At 72.1% G+C, this 18,164-nt stretch carries 28 protein-coding genes and 1 pseudogene; 15 read left to right on the top strand and 14 right to left on the bottom strand.

Going from position 1 to position 18,164, the window contains the following annotated elements; all coding sequences use genetic code 11:
* The first annotated feature begins 57 nt into the window (after nt 1-57).
* Nucleotides 58-714: an HAD family hydrolase gene (locus tag AB0C17_RS12440; RefSeq protein WP_357383953.1), complete on the top strand. Its 657-nt coding sequence runs from the start codon at nt 58-60 to the stop codon at nt 712-714.
* Here AB0C17_RS12440 and AB0C17_RS12435 read toward each other — a convergent pair.
* On the bottom strand, nt 711-1,376 hold the full coding sequence (locus AB0C17_RS12435) for an NAD(P)H-binding protein (protein WP_357471020.1): 666 nt from the start codon (nt 1,374-1,376) through the stop codon (nt 711-713). The two genes, AB0C17_RS12440 and AB0C17_RS12435, sit on opposite strands and share 4 nt — an antisense overlap.
* 111 nt (nt 1,377-1,487) lie before the next feature.
* On the opposite strand from AB0C17_RS12435, the gene AB0C17_RS12430 reads away from it, so the two are divergent.
* Together AB0C17_RS12430 and AB0C17_RS12425 are read left to right on the top strand one after the other, a co-directional pair.
* The gene (locus AB0C17_RS12430) at nt 1,488-1,826 is read left to right on the top strand and encodes a helix-turn-helix domain-containing protein (RefSeq protein ID WP_357471023.1); all 339 of its coding nucleotides are present in this window, start codon (nt 1,488-1,490) and stop codon (nt 1,824-1,826) included.
* 10 nt (nt 1,827-1,836) lie between these two features.
* Complete coding sequence (locus tag AB0C17_RS12425; protein WP_357471026.1) at nt 1,837-2,442, top strand: YdeI/OmpD-associated family protein; 606 nt, start codon at nt 1,837-1,839, stop codon at nt 2,440-2,442.
* 129 nt (nt 2,443-2,571) lie between these two features.
* On the opposite strand, the gene AB0C17_RS12420 is transcribed toward AB0C17_RS12425, so the two are convergent.
* Complete coding sequence (locus AB0C17_RS12420; RefSeq protein WP_357383943.1) at nt 2,572-3,096, bottom strand: hypothetical protein; 525 nt, start codon at nt 3,094-3,096, stop codon at nt 2,572-2,574.
* A gap of 279 nt (nt 3,097-3,375) precedes the next feature.
* Here AB0C17_RS12420 and AB0C17_RS12415 point away from each other — a divergent pair, with 279 nt between their 5' ends.
* The 8 genes from AB0C17_RS12415 to AB0C17_RS12380 are packed head-to-tail and all read left to right on the top strand — an operon-like array spanning nt 3,376 to nt 7,940.
* Nucleotides 3,376-4,152, top strand: a complete 777-nt coding sequence (locus AB0C17_RS12415; RefSeq protein WP_357478377.1) for a hypothetical protein — start codon at nt 3,376-3,378, stop codon at nt 4,150-4,152.
* 19 nt (nt 4,153-4,171) lie between these two features.
* The gene (locus AB0C17_RS12410; RefSeq protein WP_357478374.1) at nt 4,172-4,936 is read left to right on the top strand and encodes a class I SAM-dependent methyltransferase; all 765 of its coding nucleotides are present in this window, start codon (nt 4,172-4,174) and stop codon (nt 4,934-4,936) included.
* Between the two features lie 57 nt (nt 4,937-4,993).
* The gene (locus tag AB0C17_RS12405; protein ID WP_357478371.1) at nt 4,994-5,491 is read left to right on the top strand and encodes a YcxB family protein; all 498 of its coding nucleotides are present in this window, start codon (nt 4,994-4,996) and stop codon (nt 5,489-5,491) included.
* 41 nt (nt 5,492-5,532) lie between these two features.
* The gene (locus AB0C17_RS12400) at nt 5,533-5,853 is read left to right on the top strand and encodes a PadR family transcriptional regulator (RefSeq protein ID WP_357384279.1); all 321 of its coding nucleotides are present in this window, start codon (nt 5,533-5,535) and stop codon (nt 5,851-5,853) included.
* Nucleotides 5,854-5,888: 35 nt separating this feature from the next.
* Entirely contained in the window at nt 5,889-6,956 is a 1,068-nt protein-coding gene (locus tag AB0C17_RS12395; protein WP_357478368.1) for a hypothetical protein, read from the top strand.
* Between the two features lie 9 nt (nt 6,957-6,965).
* Complete coding sequence (locus tag AB0C17_RS12390; RefSeq protein WP_069090180.1) at nt 6,966-7,160, top strand: DNA-binding protein; 195 nt, start codon at nt 6,966-6,968, stop codon at nt 7,158-7,160.
* Nucleotides 7,161-7,173: 13 nt separating this feature from the next.
* Nucleotides 7,174-7,554: a VOC family protein gene (locus AB0C17_RS12385; RefSeq protein ID WP_357478364.1), complete on the top strand. Its 381-nt coding sequence runs from the start codon at nt 7,174-7,176 to the stop codon at nt 7,552-7,554.
* Nucleotides 7,551-7,940, top strand: coding sequence for a hypothetical protein (locus tag AB0C17_RS12380; protein ID WP_357478361.1), 390 nt, complete (start codon nt 7,551-7,553; stop codon nt 7,938-7,940). The genes AB0C17_RS12385 and AB0C17_RS12380 overlap by 4 nt, the downstream gene beginning before the upstream one ends.
* An 8-nt stretch (nt 7,941-7,948) precedes the next feature.
* Here AB0C17_RS12380 and AB0C17_RS12375 read toward each other — a convergent pair whose 3' ends face one another.
* The 3 genes from AB0C17_RS12375 to AB0C17_RS12365 all read right to left on the bottom strand — a co-directional run bounded on the left by AB0C17_RS12375 (nt 7,949) and on the right by AB0C17_RS12365 (nt 9,887).
* A complete protein-coding gene (locus tag AB0C17_RS12375) occupies nt 7,949-8,347 on the bottom strand; it encodes a VOC family protein (RefSeq protein WP_357478358.1) in 399 nt (132 codons plus the stop codon).
* A gap of 9 nt (nt 8,348-8,356) precedes the next feature.
* The gene (locus tag AB0C17_RS12370) at nt 8,357-9,145 is read right to left on the bottom strand and encodes an alpha/beta hydrolase (RefSeq protein ID WP_357390586.1); all 789 of its coding nucleotides are present in this window, start codon (nt 9,143-9,145) and stop codon (nt 8,357-8,359) included.
* A gap of 205 nt (nt 9,146-9,350) precedes the next feature.
* The gene (locus AB0C17_RS12365) at nt 9,351-9,887 is read right to left on the bottom strand and encodes a helix-turn-helix domain-containing protein (RefSeq protein ID WP_357390588.1); all 537 of its coding nucleotides are present in this window, start codon (nt 9,885-9,887) and stop codon (nt 9,351-9,353) included.
* A 67-nt stretch (nt 9,888-9,954) separates the two neighbouring features.
* Between AB0C17_RS12365 and AB0C17_RS12360 the strand changes: the two genes are divergently transcribed.
* Complete coding sequence (locus AB0C17_RS12360; protein ID WP_357390590.1) at nt 9,955-10,359, top strand: nuclear transport factor 2 family protein; 405 nt, start codon at nt 9,955-9,957, stop codon at nt 10,357-10,359.
* A 37-nt stretch (nt 10,360-10,396) separates the two neighbouring features.
* Here the strand turns inward: AB0C17_RS12360 and AB0C17_RS12355 are convergent, their stop codons facing one another.
* From AB0C17_RS12355 to AB0C17_RS12340, 4 genes are all read right to left on the bottom strand, one after another.
* Nucleotides 10,397-10,858, bottom strand: a complete 462-nt coding sequence (locus AB0C17_RS12355) for a hypothetical protein (RefSeq protein ID WP_357390592.1) — start codon at nt 10,856-10,858, stop codon at nt 10,397-10,399.
* Between the two features lie 82 nt (nt 10,859-10,940).
* Complete coding sequence (locus AB0C17_RS12350) at nt 10,941-11,309, bottom strand: YciI family protein (RefSeq protein WP_357478354.1); 369 nt, start codon at nt 11,307-11,309, stop codon at nt 10,941-10,943.
* A 139-nt stretch (nt 11,310-11,448) separates the two neighbouring features.
* Nucleotides 11,449-12,300 carry a PhzF family phenazine biosynthesis isomerase gene (locus AB0C17_RS12345; protein WP_357478351.1) on the bottom strand — a complete coding sequence of 284 codons (852 nt, stop codon included), beginning with the start codon at nt 12,298-12,300 and terminating at the stop codon, nt 11,449-11,451.
* Nucleotides 12,301-12,310: 10 nt separating this feature from the next.
* On the bottom strand, nt 12,311-12,955 hold the full coding sequence (locus tag AB0C17_RS12340; RefSeq protein ID WP_357478348.1) for a TetR family transcriptional regulator: 645 nt from the start codon (nt 12,953-12,955) through the stop codon (nt 12,311-12,313).
* Between the two features lie 80 nt (nt 12,956-13,035).
* On the opposite strand from AB0C17_RS12340, the gene AB0C17_RS12335 reads away from it, so the two are divergent.
* Nucleotides 13,036-13,974, top strand: coding sequence for an oxidoreductase (locus AB0C17_RS12335; protein WP_357478345.1), 939 nt, complete (start codon nt 13,036-13,038; stop codon nt 13,972-13,974).
* A gap of 92 nt (nt 13,975-14,066) precedes the next feature.
* On the opposite strand, the gene AB0C17_RS12330 is transcribed toward AB0C17_RS12335, so the two are convergent.
* The 3 genes from AB0C17_RS12330 to AB0C17_RS12320 form a co-directional block, all read right to left on the bottom strand.
* The gene (locus AB0C17_RS12330; protein WP_357478343.1) at nt 14,067-14,582 is read right to left on the bottom strand and encodes a hypothetical protein; all 516 of its coding nucleotides are present in this window, start codon (nt 14,580-14,582) and stop codon (nt 14,067-14,069) included.
* Between the two features lie 113 nt (nt 14,583-14,695).
* Nucleotides 14,696-15,448, bottom strand: a complete 753-nt coding sequence (locus tag AB0C17_RS12325) for a GNAT family N-acetyltransferase (RefSeq protein ID WP_357478518.1) — start codon at nt 15,446-15,448, stop codon at nt 14,696-14,698.
* A 283-nt stretch (nt 15,449-15,731) separates the two neighbouring features.
* Entirely contained in the window at nt 15,732-16,085 is a 354-nt protein-coding gene (locus AB0C17_RS12320) for a hypothetical protein (protein ID WP_357390636.1), read from the bottom strand.
* Nucleotides 16,086-16,319: 234 nt separating this feature from the next.
* Here AB0C17_RS12320 and AB0C17_RS12315 point away from each other — a divergent pair, with 234 nt between their 5' ends.
* On the top strand, nt 16,320-16,811 hold the full coding sequence (locus AB0C17_RS12315; RefSeq protein WP_357390604.1) for a DinB family protein: 492 nt from the start codon (nt 16,320-16,322) through the stop codon (nt 16,809-16,811).
* A 9-nt stretch (nt 16,812-16,820) separates the two neighbouring features.
* Here AB0C17_RS12315 and AB0C17_RS12310 read toward each other — a convergent pair.
* Together AB0C17_RS12310 and AB0C17_RS12305 are read right to left on the bottom strand one after the other, a co-directional pair.
* Nucleotides 16,821-17,009, bottom strand: a pseudogene (locus AB0C17_RS12310) (dihydrofolate reductase family protein); the annotation flags it as partial.
* Between the two features lie 202 nt (nt 17,010-17,211).
* Nucleotides 17,212-17,643 (bottom strand): hypothetical protein, encoded by a 432-nt coding sequence (locus AB0C17_RS12305; protein ID WP_357478340.1) that lies wholly within the window; start codon nt 17,641-17,643, stop codon nt 17,212-17,214.
* Nucleotides 17,644-17,737: 94 nt separating this feature from the next.
* Here AB0C17_RS12305 and AB0C17_RS12300 point away from each other — a divergent pair, with 94 nt between their 5' ends.
* Nucleotides 17,738-18,100, top strand: coding sequence for a nuclear transport factor 2 family protein (locus tag AB0C17_RS12300; protein WP_357390608.1), 363 nt, complete (start codon nt 17,738-17,740; stop codon nt 18,098-18,100).
* Nucleotides 18,101-18,164: the final 64 nt, after the last annotated feature.

The following is an 18,164-nucleotide window of genomic DNA, read 5'->3' as shown; positions in this document are numbered from 1 at the left end:
CAGTCTGCACCGTCCGGCCACCCCCCACAGGCTGATCAACGACAGTACGATCCGCGAATGATCCGGACGGTCTTCTTCGACGTGGGCGGGACGATCCTCGACGAGACGCGCGAGTTCGCGACCTGGGCGGACTGGCTCGGCGTACCGAGGCACACGTTCTCCGCCGTCTTCGGCGCGGTGATCGCCCGTGGCCTGGACTACCAGGAGGTGTTCCGGGCCTTCCGGCCGGACTTCGACCTCACCGCCGAACTCGCGCGCCGGGTCGCGGCCGGTGACCCGGAGTCGTTCGGCGAGGAGGATCTCTACCCGGACGCGCGGGCGTGCCTGGCCGCCCTGCGGGAGCAGGGCCTGCGGGTCGGCCTGGCCGGCAACCAGCCGGAGCACGCCGAGGCGACACTGCGGGCGCTGGACCTGCCGGTGGACGTGATCGGCACGTCGGCGGCCTGGGGCGTGGCGAAGCCGGCGCCGGAGTTCTTCGACCGGGTGGTCCGCGAGGGCGGCGGCGACGCGTCCGCGATCCTGTACGTCGGTGACCGGCCGGACAACGACGCCGCCCCGGCGATGGCCGCCGGCATGACGGCGTGCCTGATCCGGCGCGGACCGTGGGGCCACATCCTCGACATGCCGGACGTGGCCGACCGGTGCCTGTTCCGCATCGACTCGCTGGACGAGTTGCCGGCGCTGGTCGCGCGGCACAACGCGGCGGGCGGCTAGCCCGGCACGTCCCCGAAGACCGACACCCGCGTGCGGTGGTGGCGCGGCGACTCGATCTCGTCGACCGCCGCGACCGCCAGATCCGCGTACGACAGGTGCGCGAGTGCCGGAGCCTGCTCGCCGCCGAGGCGGTACCGCCCCGTGCGGGGACCGTCCACGGCCAGCGCGGCCGGTGGGGTGAGCACGAGCCAGTCGACAGTGGTGTCCGCCGCGCGGAGCCGGTCCAGGCCGGCGGCGTGGCTGAGCGCGAACGGCCGCAGCTCGGCGGGCAGGACGGCCGGGTCGTCGTGGAGGGGCCGGCCGTGCGTGTCGGTGAGCGTGGCGAACAGGCCGATCGCCACGAGCTGGGGCACGCCCGCGCGAGCCAGGCCGTGCAGCAGCGCGTCGGCCGCCCGGACGAAGAACCCCGGGTCGGGGCCGGCTGCGGCCAGCGCGTCCGGCCCGGACGCCGGGCTGACCGCGTGGACGGCGGCGTCGTGCCCGTACCCGATGGAGGTGACGGCCTCCGGGTCGGTGACGTCGCCGCGTACCGCGGAGGTGAGGCCGGGATGGCGGACGGGGTCGCGGACGACGGCTGTGACGCGGTGGCCTCGGCGGTGGGCCTCGGCGCTGATCGCGCGACCGGCCCGGCCGCCCGCGCCGAAGACGGCGATGCTGGTCATGGCGCGACGCTAGGCCGCGGGGTGCCGGTTACCGCAACGGTACCGGGGTTACGCTCGGGCGGTGACGCCGCTCGATCCGGACATGTTCCACCCGCCTGTCCGTCGCGGATGATGCCGTTGCAGATCGGCGACAAGTGGACCGCGATGGTGGTGCTGTGCCTGGAACACGGGCCGCGCCGGTTCACCGAGCTGCGGGTGCCGCTGCGCACGATCACCCCGAAGGTGCTGGCCGAGACGTTGCGGGCGATGGAACGCGACGGGCTTGTCACGCGTACCGCCTACGACGAGAATCCGCCGCGCGTGGAGTACGCGCTGACGCCGCTGGGCCGCAGCCTGCTGACGCTCGTCGCGGCCGCCCGGTCGTGGAGCGAACGGCACCTGGGCGAGCTGCTGGCGGCCCGCCGGTCACACGAGCGGCGGGCGGGCGTCGATGTCGTACCCCCGGCATAGCCTGCTGGTCATGGGAACCGCTGAGCTGGATGAGCTGATCGTGGCCGACGGGGGCGCGCTGCGCGCGTGGCTGTCCGCCCATCACGACACCTCGCCCGGCGTCTGGCTCGCCCTGACCCGCAAGGGCGGCACCGTCACCACGCTGACCTGGCAGCAGGCGGTCGACGAGGCGCTCTGCTTCGGCTGGATCGACGGGCAGGCCCGCAAGCGCGACCACGAGAGCTCCTGGATCCGGTTCACCCCGCGCCGGGCGCGCAGCTCCTGGTCGCAGCGCAACGTCGCGCACGTGGCCCGGCTGGAGGCGGAAGGGCGGATGACGCCGGCGGGCCGGGCCGCAGTGGAGGCCGCGAAGGCGGACGGCCGGTGGGCGGCGGCCTACGCCCCGCCGTCGGAGGCCCAGGTGCCGGCCGACCTGCTCGCCGCCATCGCGGCCGAGCCCGCCGCCCAGGCCATGTTCGACGTGCTCACCAGCGCCAACCGGTTCGCGCTCATCCACCGGCTCAACGCGGTCAAACGCGCGGAGACCCGGACGCGCAAGATCGGCGAGTTCGTCGCCATGCTGGCCCGCCACGAGACGTTCCACCCGCAGAAGACGAAGCCGCCGCGCGATTCGTGACACAGACCAGGGCAGGAGCGCCAAGAGCGTGCGTCTCGACAAGACGCTCGCCAGCTCTCCGGCCCTGACCCGTTGAGCGAATGGGGCGGCGGCACGGATATCCGTGGCCGCCGCCCTTCACTCATCCACTCAGGTATTGATGCAGACGATCGTGGATCCGGAGCGGTTGACAAAATTCGCTGCGGTCGCGAAGGCCTCGTTGCACCAGGTCTTGCCGTTCGAGCCCCCGTTGTAACTGGTGGACGCCGCGCAGAACTTCGCCTTGTCGCACGTGGAGTTCTTCGTCGACTTGACGCTGCCGAGACGACCAAGAGTGATTTTCGCCCGGGCGGTGGTGGAGAATGCAGGCACGAAGGAGCAGGTAACTGTCGTGCTCGCCTCGATGTAGCCGTTCCACGTCTGCCCGACGAATGCCATGCCGGAGCACGGCGTGCTGTCACCCCCCGCCACGGCGTAGGTTACCGAGAAATACGAGGTGGCTTCTTTCCGGTAGTCGGACGCCGCCAGCAGGGCGCCCGAGTCGAGAGCCGTAGAGGCGCTCACCGACGAGAATGTGGTCGCGGTTTTCTCGGACACCGGCGCCGCCGTGGCGACCCCGGCCATCCCGAAGAGCGCAAGGGCGGTGGAAATTGCGGCCGACGCGATCAGACGCATTCTTCGATTCATCTTCACTCCCCGTTGGTTGCAGATGGTCGGAGATTAGCAACAGCGGGAATTCCCATCGTCGATGTCGATCGAACTTGAGCAAATCTTGAGCTGCCACGCGGTGCAGTCCCACGCTTTCCCGGCTGTTGATCGACAGGGCAACGAAAAACTCCCTTTTCGGTGATACATGCGCCTTTATCGCCCAAGCGTTCCGGTGAAGGCTTGCCAGGGTGCGGCGTCGGGGTGTTCACTACGCCGGCTTGACCCCGAGGGACGGAGACGGCTGTGGTGACGGTGACGTTGGCGACCGACGCCGGGCACCCCGGGCGCAGCAACGAGGATTTCGCCGGTGCCGTACCGTGCGGCCTGGTCCTGGTCGACGGCGCCGGCGGCATCGCCGGCGCGGGCGAGGTCTGCCACCACGGCATCGCCTGGTACGCGACACGGCTCGGCGGCGCGTTGCTCGGCGCGCTGGCCGAGGAGCGGAGCCTGCGCGACGTGCTGGCCGAGGGCATCGAGCGGGTCACCGACGCGCACCGCGACACGTGCGACGTCGCCCATCCGATCAGCCCGTTCGCGGCGGTCGCGATGCTGCGGTTCTCCGGCGACATCGTCGAGCACCTGGTCCTCGGCGACGCGGTCGCGGTCGTGGGCCGCACGACGGGTGAGCCGGTCGTCGCGCACGATCCGCGTGAGGTGGTGATCGCCCGGTCCTTCGAGGAGCGGCTGACCGGCGTGCCCGTCGGCAGCGAAGAGTACCGGCGGCTGATGATGGAACTACGGTCCCGCCGCAACAGTCCCGGTGGGTTCTGGGTCGCCAAGGACGACCCGACAGTGGTGGACGAGGCCGTCACCGGCGAGTGCCCGACCCACGACGTGACCGGTGCGGCGCTGCTCAGCAACGGCGCGAGCCGTCTCGCGGACACGTTCGGCCTGACCGACTGGCCGGGGCTGTTGCGCCTGCTGGAGACCGACGGCCCGGCCGAGGTCATCGCCCGGGTCCGGGCGGCGGAGGCACGCCAGGGTGTCGCCACCGACGACGCGACGATCGTCTGCCGCACCTGACCGGCAGGACAATCCGGTCGTGCTCGTGTTGACTGCGGTGATGGACCGTCGACGGCTCAGCAGCATCGCGCACTCGCACCACCCGATCGCGGCCCCACTCTCCGGCGTCAACGTCAACCGGCTGCTGCGCCGGGCCGGTCGCCGTCCGGCGGCCCGGATCCTCGACCTGGGCTGCGGCGAGGCAGCGTGGGCGTTGCAGGCCCTCGCGCACCACCCGGACGGGCAGGCCGACGGCGTGGACCTCAACCCGTACGCGCTGGAACGCGCCGCCGAGGCCGCCACCGTGCGCGGCCTCGCCGACCGGCTCACGCTGCACGAGCGCGACGCCCGGTCGTACGTGCCGGACGGCGACTACGACCTGGTGCTCTGCGTCGGGTCGACGCACGCGTTCGGCGGGTTCACCGGGACGCTGGAGCTGGCGGGCCGGCACGTGAACGCCGACGGCATCCTGATGGTGGGCGAGGGATTCTGGCAGGTGCCGCCGACGCCGGAGGCGCTGTCCGCGCTGGAGGCGAAGCCCGGCGACCACACCGACCTCGCCGGTCTGGTCGACGCCGCCGAGCAGGCGGGCTGGGCCCCGGTGTACGCGCACGTCAGCGACACCTCCGAGTGGGACGACTACGAGTGGTCGTGGACCGGCTCGCTCACCGAGTGGGCGCTGGACAACCCGGGTCACCCGGATGCCGCCGACGCGCTCGCCGCTGCCCGGGAGCACCGCGACCAGTGGCTGCGCGGATACCGGGGCGTGCTCGGCTTCGTGACGCTGGTGCTGCGCCGGACCTGACCGGCGCGCTACGCGGGTCCAGCCCGGGACAGGCGGGCGGGGCACTATCGTTCGGGCGTGCAGATCCGTTTCGCCGTACCGGCCGACCCCGCCTATCCGGCCCGGGTGGCCGCCGCGCTCGCCGCCGCCCGGCTGCGCCGCTTCGGCTACATCGGCGCGGTCCTCGCCGCGATCGGGGTGATCGGCTGGATCGCCTCGCAGGCGTCGGAGCGGAGTGGCCGCTTCGCGTCGCTGTGGACCGCGTTCATCGTGACAGGTGTGCTGTCGATACTGTACGCGCCGTGGGTGCGCTGGCGGGCCCGGCGCCGCTCCGGCGGCTACGCGGTCGAGGGTGGCTACGACATCGACGACCGCAACATCATGATGCGCAGCGGCTCGGAGTCCGGCGGCATCGCCTGGGACGGCGTCGAGCGGGTCACCGAGACCCCTGATTTCTGGATCGTCTACGTGGGACGGATGCCGGCCACGGTGATCCCCCGGTGGCTGATGTCCGCCGAGGACGCCGGGACGCTGCGCGCCTTCCTGACCGAACGCGGACTGCTCGGCGACCGTTGACGATGTATTGATTGACTGTATATGTTGCCTCGGTGAGTGAGATGCGCGAGGCGACCTTCCTGATCCTGACCGCGCTGGCCGACGAGCCGCGCCACGGCTACGGGATCATCCAGGAGGTCGCCGGCCTGTCCGGCGGTCGCGTCAACCTGTTGCCGGGCACGCTCTACGCCGCGCTGGACCGCCTGGTCGCGCAGGGTCTCGTCGAACTCAGCCACGAAGAGGTCGTCGACGGCAGGCTGCGCCGCTACTACCGGCTGCGCGCCGACGGCCAGGCCGAGCTGGCCCGCCAGACCGAACGGCTGCGGCAGCTCGCGTCCGCCGCCGAGTCCCGGCTGCGCGCCCTGCGGCCCCGCACCGCCTGACACCCCCGCCGTCGCGGCCCCGTAGGGAGAAACCCATGCACCGCTGGCTGTTGCTTGCCTACCCCCGTGACTACCGCCGGGCGCGCGGTGCCGAGATCCTGGAGACGGTACGGGACGTCGGCGCGGCACACCGGCGCACCCGGGTGGCGGCGAATCTCGTACGCCATGGTCTGCGCGCCCGGCTGGGACGGCCGGCGAGCCGCACCGTGGTGGCCTGGGCGTCGGTCTTCGCGGTGGTCTGCGGTTTGTTCGCCGGGTCGTTCGGCACCTGGCTCGCGTGGCTCGGCTCCCGCCCGCTCGACCACCGGGACCTCGCCGCCGTGGTCGGGCAGCTCTATCCGGATCGGCAGGTCAGCCACCTCGACCAGGACGACCCGCCCGCCGTGTTCCTCATCTACAGCCACCCGCTGAACGAGGACCTCATGTCCGAGCTGCTGCTCGGCGACGGCGGCGAGTACGCGCTGGCCGAGCTGACCGCGTCGTTCGACCAGACGCCGGCCGGCGGCCTCCGCGACCTGCGGCAACGCCTGGACGCCGCCGGGTGGGAGCGCCACGAGCCCTTCTACGCCAACGCTTACGACTGCGTCTCCGGCAGTCCGCAGTGCGACAGGGCGTCCATCCCCTCCGACGTCACCGTGTACGCCGAACGCGGCGACCACATCCTCGCCGTGGAACTCACCGCCGACGGCTCGACGAACATCACCCTCAGTCGCGCCACCCCCGGCACCGCCCACCCCGCCGGGCTACTCGGCTTCGTGCTGGGCACCGTCGGCGGCTGGGTGCTGTTCGGCTGGGTCAGCCGGCGCATCGAGGGACAGCGCCCGCTGGTGCAGGGGCCGGCGAAGGTCCTGTACGGCGTCGCGATGCTGTTCTGGACCGCGCCGATCCTGCTGGGCGTGCCGCTGATGCTCACCCACCACCTGGACGAACCGCATCCGCGCTGGCACGTGCCGTGGGAGTGGCTCGGCCAGCCCACCTTGTCGCTGCCGTTCCTGGTCGGCGCGGTCCTGCTGCTGCTCGTGCTGGGCCTGGCGGCGCTGCCGCACCGACGCCCGGCGGGGCGCACGCTCGCCGGGGCATCTGGCCCGACGCCGGCGGTCTAGCATCGGGCGATGACGTCGTCCCTGGACAGTCTGCCGAAGATCAGCGCGCCGGCCACCCGGGCGCTGACCGCGGCCGGCTACACCACGCTGCGCCGGCTCGCCGGTGTGCCGCGCGCGGAGCTGGCCCGCCTGCACGGCATGGGGCCGAAGGCGCTGGGCGTCATCGAGGCCGCCCTCGCCGAACACGACCTGCGGCTGAGCTGACGAGGCGATCGCGATGCCGCTCGGCCGACTCCACCACCTGATCGTCGACTGCCCGGATCCGATGGCCGAGGCACGCTTCTGGAGCGCGGTCCTGGGCGACCCGGTCACGTACGCCGACGACGACTTCGCCGTCGTGTCGGCCAGTACGGCGGCGTCCGGCCTGGCGTTCCAGCGCGCCCCCGAGCTGATTGCGCCGACGTGGCCGGAGCCGGCGGTGCCGCAGCAGATGCACCTGGACGTGATGGTCGACGACCAGGACGAGGCCGGCGCGACGGTGCTCGCGCTGGGCGCGCGGCGGCTGCCGGGCGACCACGTGTACGCCGACCCTGCCGGTCACCCGTTCTGCCTGATCCGGCGTCCCACCTGGGCGGCGCCGGTGGGCGGGTCGGCGTGATCCGACGGGTGCGCCGGGTCCGCATCTTCCACTGGGGTGCCGTCTACCTCAGTGACGCGGACTGCGAGGCCGATTTCGACATCGACTTCCACACCGGCGGGGGCCCGGTGCTCGCCACGACTCATCACGTCGCGGTCCTGGTCGCCTCCGCCGCCGTGGCGGACGAGGGAGAGGCAGATGTCACGATCGACATCCGCGTTACGTCGCAGCGCGTGCCGGGGCATCCGTACGAGGTCACCTTCGACCTTCCCTCCGGGCGGCTCTACGTCGGCGACGCCGACGGCAACGACGAGATCGAGTTGGCGCCGGGCCGCTGGCTGTTGCAGTTCGCCGTGGACGACGCGACGGAGGCCCGCAACGTCGAACTGGTGGCGTCACCGCTCTGACCGGGCCGTTACGGCGTCTCCTGATAGGAGATGAACTCGAGCAGGCTTCCGTCCGGGTCGCGGAAGTAGACGCTGGTCCCGGCGCCACCGGCACCGACCCGCCGGACCGGTCCGGTCTCCACCTCGACGTCGTGCCGCCGCAGGTGCGCCACCGCCTCCTCGATCGGCCCCGCCCAGACGAAACAGATGTCGCTGTTGCCCGGACGGACGGGAATCCGGGCCACGTTGCCGCCGAGGTCGAGACCCGGCCCGTGCACGCTCAACCGGTGGGGGCCGATCCGGAAGGCGACGCGGTCGCCGCCGACGCCGATCACCTCGGCGCCGACGACGTCGCGATAGAAGCCGGTGGCGGCCCGCCAGTCGGACACGGCGATGACGACGTGGTCCAGTCCGCTCACGGGCGCCATGCGATCACCCTATTGGCCGGACTGCGTCCGCTCCCCCGGATCCGCCGAGGTCGCCGCCGGTGGGCCCGCCTTCAGGTGCCGGACGAAGAAGCGGTTCGCGGCCTCCCCCTCGAACCACGGGACGCCGGTGTGCCCGCCCATGTTGGCGTGCAGCGTCTTCTCCGCCGAGCCGAAGGCGTCGAAGAGGTCCAGTGCCATCTGCCGGTCGTTGCCCTCGTCGTCCCACTGCAACAGGACATGTAGCGGGACGGTGACCCGTCGAGCCTCCTCGATGATGGTGCGCGGCACGAAGCTCCCGGCGAACAGGAGCGCGGCCACGATGCGCGCCTCGACCGCCGCCAGCCGTACGCCGATCGAGATCACCCCGCCGGCGTACCCGACCGGGCCGCCGACCTCGGGCAGCGCGAGGAGGGCGTCCAGCGCGGCCCGGCACTCCGGGACCGCCTCCTCCACCAGCGGCAGGACGAGCCGGTCGACCACCTCGTCGGCGACCCGCTCGCCGGCCGCCAGTGCCCGGCGCAGGTCGGCGCGGGCCTGCTCGGCGGCGGCGGTCGCGGGCCGGTCGCCGCCGCCGGGCAGTTCGATGGTGGCGGCGGCGAAGCCCTGCTCGACGCAGCCCTGCGCCCGGGCCGCCAGGCGGGGGTACATCCGGCGCAGTCCGCCGGGGTGGCCGAGCAGGATCAGCGGGGCCGGCGCCGACGTGGATGCGGGCGTCCACAGGATGCCCGGGATGCCGCCGAGGGTGAACTCGCGTTCGCGGACGCCGTCGGCGAGGCGCTGTTCGGAGGTGAAGCGCATGGTCGTGCCTTTCGGGAGTGCGACGGCGCTCCCGGACGACCTATCGCCCGGCCGTGACCCCCGAGGGGAGCACCCATGTCGTTACTGCGGTCACGGGTACCACCTCCCTCGTTCTCCGGCACGGCCACCGGCAAGTTAACAGCGCTCGCCGGGGCGGGCCAACCGGTTTTTCGCGGTTCACCGCGGCGTGATCCGCGCCGGACCGTCACCCGCGCTCGAAGCCGGCGAAGACGACCGCCAGCGTCCGGGCTTGCAGATGCTCGTCCCATCCGCCGTGCAGCGCGCCCTGGCACATGCCGGCGAGCAGCGCCATCACCTCGGGGAGCCGTACCGAGTCGGCGACGGCTCCGGCGGCCTGGGCCCGTGCCAGCAGTCTGCCCACTGCCTCCTCCAGGTGACCTACCGCGTCCGGAAGCCGGATGTCCACGCCGGATCCGGCGAGCAGTTCAACTGCCGTCTTCTTCGCGGCGGCCTGCGCCACCGTGTGTCTGAAGAACCCGAAGAGGTCGTGTCTTCCCGCCTCCTCGGCGAGCTGCGCGAGCAGTCGCTTCATGAGCGCGGCGAGCAGCTCCTCCTTGGTGGGGAAATGACGGAAGACCGTACCGATGGCGACGCCGGCCCGGCGGGCCACCTCCTCGGTGGAGGCGCGGGCGCCGAACTCGGCGAAGACCGCCTCGGCGGCGTCCAGGATGCGTGCCCGGTTGCGTTGCGCGTCGGCGCGCAGGGGCGGACCCTCTACCAAAGTGAGTCTCCACTCATTATTCTCTGTGACACAAGTCGAGTAATGACTCATTATTGCGGAGGCCGGCGTGACACCACAGCAGATCTTCGAGAGCATGCGCGCCAGATGGCTGGCCGGTCTGCCCGCCTTCGACGCGGATTCGCTGGCCGACGACGTGGTGGTCGAGACGCCCTTCGCCGCGCCCGGCCACCCGACGCGCACCGAGGGGAAGCAGCCCGTTCTCGAGTACACGCGAGCGGGCCGGGCGTCGTTCCCGGTGCGGTTCGACGACTGCCGCGGCGTGGTCGTACACGAGACCGCCGACCCCGAGGTGATCGTGGTCGAGTACGAACTCGTCGGCACGCACACGGTGACCGGGGTGACCACCTCCGCGCCTTTCATCGGGGTGTTGCGGACCCGGGACGGCAAGCTGGCCCACTGGCGCGAGTACCAGCACACGCTCGCCATCGCTCAGGCTGCCGGCCAGGCGTGAGGCTGGACCACCACAGGAGCGTCGCGCACCACCCGGGTCAGGTGGTCGGTGTCGGCGACGGTGCGAACGGCCACGGCTGCGGCCCGAACAGCGCCGTACACGCGGACAGGAGCCCGCGCTGCGCCTCGGCCATGCGCGCGTCGACCGGGCCGGTGTCCTCGTTCGGGTCGTTGCGGACGAACATGTCCCCGGATTCCTTCGCCGCCACCGCCAGCCGCTCGCCGGCGTCCCGGACACCCGGATCGGCCGCCTTGCGGGCACGCATGGCGATCGGCGAGTTCGAGGTGAAGCGGACGTCCTGCTGCTCGATCACCCGGGCCACCATGTTGCACGCCCCGGCCGCGACCTTGTCCGCGGGCGCTGTCGAGCCGGCCTGCGGAGCGGCCGACGACGCCGCGGCGGACGACGACGGTGCAGTGGCGGACGACGGCGCGGGCTCCGCGGGTGCGCATGCGGAGACGACGAACAGCAGGGAGAGTGCGGCGAGTTCACGTTTCACCGCCTGAGGCTAGCGATCATGGTGGGCGTGACCCCGGGCCGGGTGCCACGCCCACCGGGTCATCGCGTCGACATCGGACCGGTCAGCGGCCCGCCACGCGGAGCATCGCCTCCGTCTCGGGGTCGGGCATGATCTCCCGGACCTCCTGGGCGCAGCGGCACGCGCCAGCGATCTTGGCGGCCCACTTCAGCGCCTCGTCGTGTGAGGCCACGTCGAGGACCACGAACCCGCCGATGACCTCCTTGGTCTCCGGGAACGGCCCGTCGGTGACCACCCCGTCCGTGCCCACGATGCTCGCCTGCTGGCGTTCGAGCCCGGTGCCGTACACGAACGCGCCCGCGTTGACGGCCTCCTGGATGACCGCGTGCGCGTCCTTGCCCACCTGGGGGATCTCCTCGGCGGGGATGTGGTCCATCGCGCCGTCGTTGAACGAGATCAGGTACCGCGGCATGCCATGACTCCCTTGTCCGGGCGGCCCGGTCCGGCCGCCTCTCACCCGTACTACGAACGAGCCGCCCCGGATCCGACGTCACGCGCCTCGGTGTCTCAGTGTGCTTCGAGGACGAAGAAGATGAAGCAGTGGTCCGGCCTCACCGGGCCGCCTCGCGGATGGCCACGGCGGTGCCGGTCACCGCGATCCCGGCGCCGGGGCCGGCGGGAATGCCGACGGTGAGCAGGCTCGGACGGCCCATGTCCTCGCCCTGCCGCACGGTGACCGTCGCGGGCGGCTCCACGAGGCCCAGCTCGCGCAGGTAGCCGCCGAACGCGGCGGCCGCCGCACCGGTCGCGGCGTCCTCGACCACGCCGCCGGGCGGGAACGGATTGCGCGCGTGGAACAGCAGCGGGGACTCCCGGTGCACCAGGTCGATCGTCGTCCAGTCCCGCTCGGCCATCAGCGCGCCCAGCGCGGCCATGTCGTAGTCCAGGTCCGCCAGGCGCTGCCGGGTCGCGGCGGCCACGATCGGATGCCAGGCCCCGGCGTACGCGACACGCGGCGGCAGCGTCGCGTCGAGATCGTCCGGCGACCAGCGCAACGCGGCGAGCAGCGCCGCCAGATCCTCCGCGCCCAGCGGTACGGTGCGCGGCGCGACGCTCGTCAGCGTGGCGGTGGTGGTGCCGTCGGGCCGTATGCTCGTGGCGACCTCGACCAGCCCGGCGCGGGTGTCCAGGTGCAGCACACCGGGGCCGTGCCGCTCGGCGTACGCGACCGCCGACGCGATCGTCGCGTGTCCGCAGAACGGCACCTCCGCCTTCGGGCTGAAGTAGCGCACCGTGAACCGTCCGTCGCGCGCGGGCACGAGGAACGCCGTCTCGGAGTAGCCGACCTGCGCCGCCACCCGCCGCATCTCCGTGTCGCCCGCGCCGGTGGCGTCCAGCACGACGCCGGCCGGGTTGCCACCGGCGGGGTCGGCGGTGAACGCCGCGTATCGGAGGATGTCCATGATCATGACCCTAGCGGCGGCGGTCCGGCTCGTGTGCCCCGTGACTGGCGTCGAGGGCCGGGGCCACCATCGCGAACGCGCGGTCGGTCAGCTCGGCCAGGCGCTGCTCGTCGTCGCCCGCCCGCCACTGCTGGAGCACCGTGTCGAACGCCAGCAGGGCCATCCCGGCGGCCAGCCGCGGGTAGGGGTCGGTGTCCGGGTCGAGGCCGTGGCGCGCGGCCAGTTCGGCGGCCAGACCGGCACGCCACTGGATCTGGCGCTCCAGCCAGCGGGCGTGCAGGGCCGGGGTGTCCAGGATCAGCCGGACCACGACCCGGGCCCGCTCGGCGTGGTCGGGATGGCCGGTGCAGGAGGCGAGCGGCACCCAGACGGCGTGGCGCAGCGCGACCGACGGCGGCTCGCTGCCCGGTCGCGCGGCGAGTTCGGCGACGACGTCCGCCCCCATGTCGGCCAGGAACCGGACGACCACGTCCTCCTTGGACGCGTAGTAGCGGAAAAAGGTACGCCGCGACACGCCGGCCGCCGCCACCATGTCGTCGATCGTCACCACGTCGAAGCCGCGGTCGGCGAGCAGCATCAGGGCGGCGTCGCGCAGCTCGTCGGCGACCAGCCGGCGTTTGCGTTCGGCCATGCCGCCGTCCACACGAGATCCCATTCACCGATGCTACGTGATGCCGGTGATGACATCCGACGCAGTCATTGACACTCAGTGCCATAGGTCGCACAGTGAGACTCATGGATGTTGACGGCTGGACAGCGGAGCGGATCCCCGACCTGAGCGGTCGTACCTTCGTCGTCACCGGCGCGAGCAGCGGCCTCGGCCTGGCCACCACGCGGGCGCTCGCCGCCCGCGGCGCTCGCGTGGTGCTGGCCGTTCGCGACGAGGAGAAGGGCCGCCGGGCCGCCGCCGGCATCGCCGCCGCCCGGCCCGGCGTGGATCTGGAGGTACGGCGGCTCGACCTGGCCGACCTCGATTCGGTACGCGAGTTCGCCGCCCGGATGCACGCCGACCACCGCCGGGTGGACGTACTGATCAACAACGCCGGGGTGATGGCCACGCCGCACAACCTCAGCCCGCAGGGGCACGAGCTGCAGTTCGCCACCAACCACCTCGGACACTTCGCGCTCACCGGCCTCCTGCTGGAGCTGTTGCTGGCCGGCCGCGATCCCCGCGTGGTCACCGTCACCTCGGTCAACCACCGGCGGGCGAGGCCGCCCTTCCCCGACCCGCCCGGTGGGCGGCGGTACTCCCCGATGGGCTGCTACAACACGTCGAAGCTGGCCAACGCGATCTTCGGCGTCGAGCTGCACCGCCGGCTCCGCGCGGCGGCCAGCCCGCTGCGCAGCGTCCTCGCCCACCCCGGCTACGCCGCCACGAACCTGCAGACGAGCGCCACCACCGGGATCTGGCGGATCCTGCTGGGCCGGATCGGCAACCCGCTGCTCGCCCAGCCGGCCGACAGCGGCGCCTGGCCGCAGCTGTTCGCCGCCACCGACCCCACGGCGAGGTCGGGCCGGCTCATCGCGCCCGGCGGGACAGCCGAGCTGCGCGGCCACCCCGCGCCGGGCAGGCTCTCCCCCGCCGCCACCGACCCCGAACACGGCCGCCGCCTGTGGGAGCTGTCCGAACAGGCCACCGGCGTACGGTTCGGCTCCCCGCACCCCTCCGGCTGACCGGAGTGGACCATGTACAACGCCGTGTACGGCTCGGACACCGCCCGGAGCGTAGCCGGGTCGCATCAGCCGCTCAGGTCACGCTCACACGGTCAGGAAGGCTCCCCCACGCGCGCGCCCCCGTACAACCGGACCCGGTGGTCGACGTCGCGGTCCGGCTCGCCGTACCCGAAACGCGCCACCGGGCCGTGCGCGACGTGCACCAGCCACTCCTCGTAGTACCAGCTCGGGCTGCACGCGCACCCGGTGAACCGGAAGTTGGCCCGGTAACAGCCGACCTGCCCCGCAGCGAGCGTGAACAGCCGTGCCGACGCCGACGGACGCGGATACGCCGCCGACCCGGGCAGCCGGTCCACGACGACCGACGCCCGGCCGTACCCGAGCCACAGCCCGGCCTCGCGGGCCAGCGCGACGCCGCCGGCGCGCACCCCTTCCCGGTCCTGGTAGCCGACCGCCTGGTCGGCGAGCACGTCGTGGACGACCACCTCGGCCTCCGGAAACGGCCCGGGCAGCGGCCTTGGCCGGGCGAGGCCGCTGCGGGCGTTCGCGGCCGGCGCACCGCGGGCGGCGGCGGTCCACCGGACGCGGACCCGCTGAATGAGGATCACCGGCCAGGTGTACCCGGAGCCTCAGCGATCAGCGCGGCATTAACGGCTATCCGGTCGGCCCCGAAGTCCTCGGTGGCGTCTCGCGGATGCCGCGGCACCCGGCTGCTCCGTCCTCAGGTCATGGCCAGGTAGAGCCGCTGACCGGCGGGCCGGTAGCCGACGTGCTCGTAGACGCGCCATGAGTCCTCGCCGCCGGCCTCCAGCCAGGCGACCTCGGTATCGGCGCCGAACAGCCGCCGGGTCACCTCGGCGGTGATCGCGGACGCCAGTCCCCGGCGGCGGTACGGACGGCGTACGGCGATGCCGGCCACCTCGCTGACCGCGCCGACCGGCGCGGCAGCACCGCCGCCGCCCGCGCAGGTGCCGTCGTCGCCGACGGCCATGACGGCCACGCCTCCGGCGTCCTGCTGACGCCGCAGCCGAGCCACGTCAGCCTCGGAGGGGACCGATTCGTCGCCGAACGCCTCGTTCTGCGCGCCGATCAGCGCCGCGCGCTGGGAATCGGCACCCGGTACGCACAGGTGGAAGTGGTCCGGCACGGGTGGGGACGCCAGCGTCTCCGGCACGCAGAGCAGGTAGGTGTGCCGGGCTTCCACGACGAAGCCGGCGGCGGTCAGCAGCGCCTCCAGATCGGGGACGCAACTGGTGACGTACTCCAGACGGGGTTTGCGGTCCGCGGCGCCGAACGCCGCGACCAGGGCGGTGACGTCGGCAGCGGTGACGGCGGCGCCGGGACGCGGCGTCGCGTAGTTGACGTACGGGCTGGTAGTGGTCGGGTCGAGCCCGAGCACGAAGGGCCCCACCTCGACCGGCGCGGGCCGGCGGGACAGGTTGACGACGACTGACTGCTGGATGCGGGCATCCATGTTCACCGTGAGACCTCGATGCATGACAGAAGCTGCGATGGGCGGAGGAATCGTCGGGCCGCCCCGCCGTGTCGCAGGCGCGCGACGGTCATCCGTCGCGTGGTCGACACTCAGGCGGCCGCTCGGCCTACCCGGATCACAGGCGTCATTCCCTCATGCGGAGTGCCCACGCGAATCGCGGGCTCGGCGACAACAATTCCTCGCCCGGTGCGAACCTGTCAATCGTCGACACCGACGACGAGGGCAGAGACGGCCGGCTCACGCTCCGGTGCCCTCGTCGAGGTCACCGGTGAAGCGAGTCGGGGGCACGCATCCGCCACGCGTCGGTGACCAGTTCCGTCAGGCGCTCGACGCCGACGTACGCCAGGCGCAGCATGACCAGGGGTGACCCGTCGTACGCGGGCGTGGTGAAGAAGAGGTCGGGCTCGCCCAGGAGCAACGCCTGCTTCTCCGCCTCGTCGCCCACGTACAGCACCGCGATGTCGGTGCGGATGCGGCGCGGTTTCCCGGGCGTCCGCTCGGGATAGGACCAGACGAATCCCTTGCCGGCGACCCGGAAGTCGAAGCCGTCGCTGTCGATCTCGACCACATGGGGCAGCGACAGCGCCACCCGGCGGACGTCGTCCGCGTCAACCACGACGGTCACCCCGGGACCCCGCCTTCCACACCGGCACAGCCTAGCCACCGTGCCCTGTCCCACGGCGATGTGCTGCGTCACGACCCGGCGCTGCGCGCGGTACTGGACGGCATGCGTGAACTGGCCGAACGGCACGGCGAGGACAACGTACGACTCGTCGTCTGGTTCGCCAGCTAACCCGGTCGCCGACCGTGTGGCGGCGAAAGTGTCGGGGGTGGCAGCTAGCTTGCCGGCGTGTTGGTAGTCGATGTGGAGAAGGCCGCGCTGTGTGAGTTCCTGGACTATCAGCGCGCGAGTGTCCGGGCCATCCTGGCGGATCTGGACGAGATCGCGTTGCGGACATCCGTCCTGCCCTCCGGATGGTCGCCGCTCGGGCTGGTGGAGCATCTCGGGCACGCGGAACGCCACTGGTTCCAGGAGGTCTTCCGTGGTGCGGCGGAGCCCTTGCCCTGGCCGGACGAGAACACACCACTGCGCACCACTCGACCGCCGCCCCACGTCTTCGCCTTCTACCGCGACCAGTGCGATATCTCGGACGCGATCATCGCCGGGGCCCCGCTGACGGCGGCACCCGCCGGCCGGCATCCGGACGAGACGATAGCGTCGCAGACCACCGACCTACGCCGGATCATTCTGCACGTCATCGAGGAGACCGCCCGGCACGCCGGCCACCTGGACGTCGTACGCGAACTGATCGATGGGCGCACCGGGCTCGGACCGCGCTGACCGGGCGGAGCGGCGCACCCGGTAGCGCAAGTGGAGCACCCGGTCGCCCGGGATCACCACGTCCGGGTCCGCCAGCAGGTGCTGCGCGTCCACCGGCCCGAAGAAGCGCCTGCCGGACCCGAGGACCACTGGTACGACGTCCATGCGTACCTCGTCGACCAGGCCCGCGGCGAGCACCTGGCCTCCGACGTCACCGGCATCGGCGGCAGCGTCAGCCGGGGGTACGGCGGCGAACCCGCCAGCTAGTAGAGGTCGTCGATCAGCCCGTCCAGTGGCGGTCGCGGCACTCTGGACACGTACTTCACGCCCACAGCCTCGCGGACGGCCCACCGTCCTCGCCGACGCCTCGCCGGGGCGGGTTCACGAAAGCCGGCGCGGAACCGACACCAGCCCACCAGGATCAGTTCACCGATCCGTCGCCGTAGAGGGCCACGAGGACGCGGTGCCGCAGGATCTCGTACTGCCGGCGGCAACGCCCGGGTGGGCCGGGAGGGCGGTGCTGCACCTGACCGCCGACGACGATCTCCGACGGCTGGAACTGGTCAGCAGTCAGGTCCACCTCACGGCCGTCGGCCAGTCGATTCCAGTAGTGGTGGCCGACCTTGGCGTCTCCGGCGAAGACCTCACCGAGGATCAGCTCTCCGCCGAGCAGGTCCTGAACGATCAACGCGGTCACCCCGCACTGACCACGGGCTGCGTTGCCGGCGTGCCAATCCCGCACATCGTGCGGGTCGCAGGTGTCCGCTCCCCAGCCGGCGCGCAGCGCCGGACGCAGCATCTCCAGGTCGATCGCGAGAGGGACTGATCGGTGGTCGCGCTCTTCAGACGTCACTCGGGAAGGGTCATCCCTCGACCGGGTCGAGAGTCAAGGAGTTCCTCGCGAAGAGGTCACCATGAGGTGTCATCCCCAGGGCCATACTGATTCGATGGATCCGCCGAGGCGCCTTTCTCCCGAGGCCCTGCTCACGAACCTGTACGCGGCGTTCAACGAGCGTGACATCCCTGCGCTGCTGGCCGCGATGTCGCCTGACGTCTCGTGGCCGAACGGCTGGGAAGGAGGCGTCCTTCGCGGCCGGGGCCAGGTGGGCGCCTACTGGCGACGGCAGTGGGACCAGCTCGAACCCGTCGTCACGCCGACCGCGTTCCGCACAGAGGCCGACGGTCGCATCGCCGTCACCGTTCATCAAGTCGTCCACGACAAGGCCGGAGCGAAGCTCGCGGATCACACCGTCACGCACGTCTACCGCCTCGACAACGGGCTGGTTTCCGCGATGGACATCCGCGAGTGACGCCACGTCCTCGTCGTTCGCACCGGCACCCGCTCGGATCGGCGACGAGTTTCGATACGGCGTC

Origin of the sequence: Micromonospora sp. NPDC048887 (genome assembly GCF_040649715.1) — a bacterium.
In the GTDB taxonomy this organism is placed as follows: Bacteria; Actinomycetota; Actinomycetes; order Mycobacteriales; family Micromonosporaceae; genus Micromonospora.
This window is presented reverse-complemented; position numbering and strand designations above follow the sequence as displayed.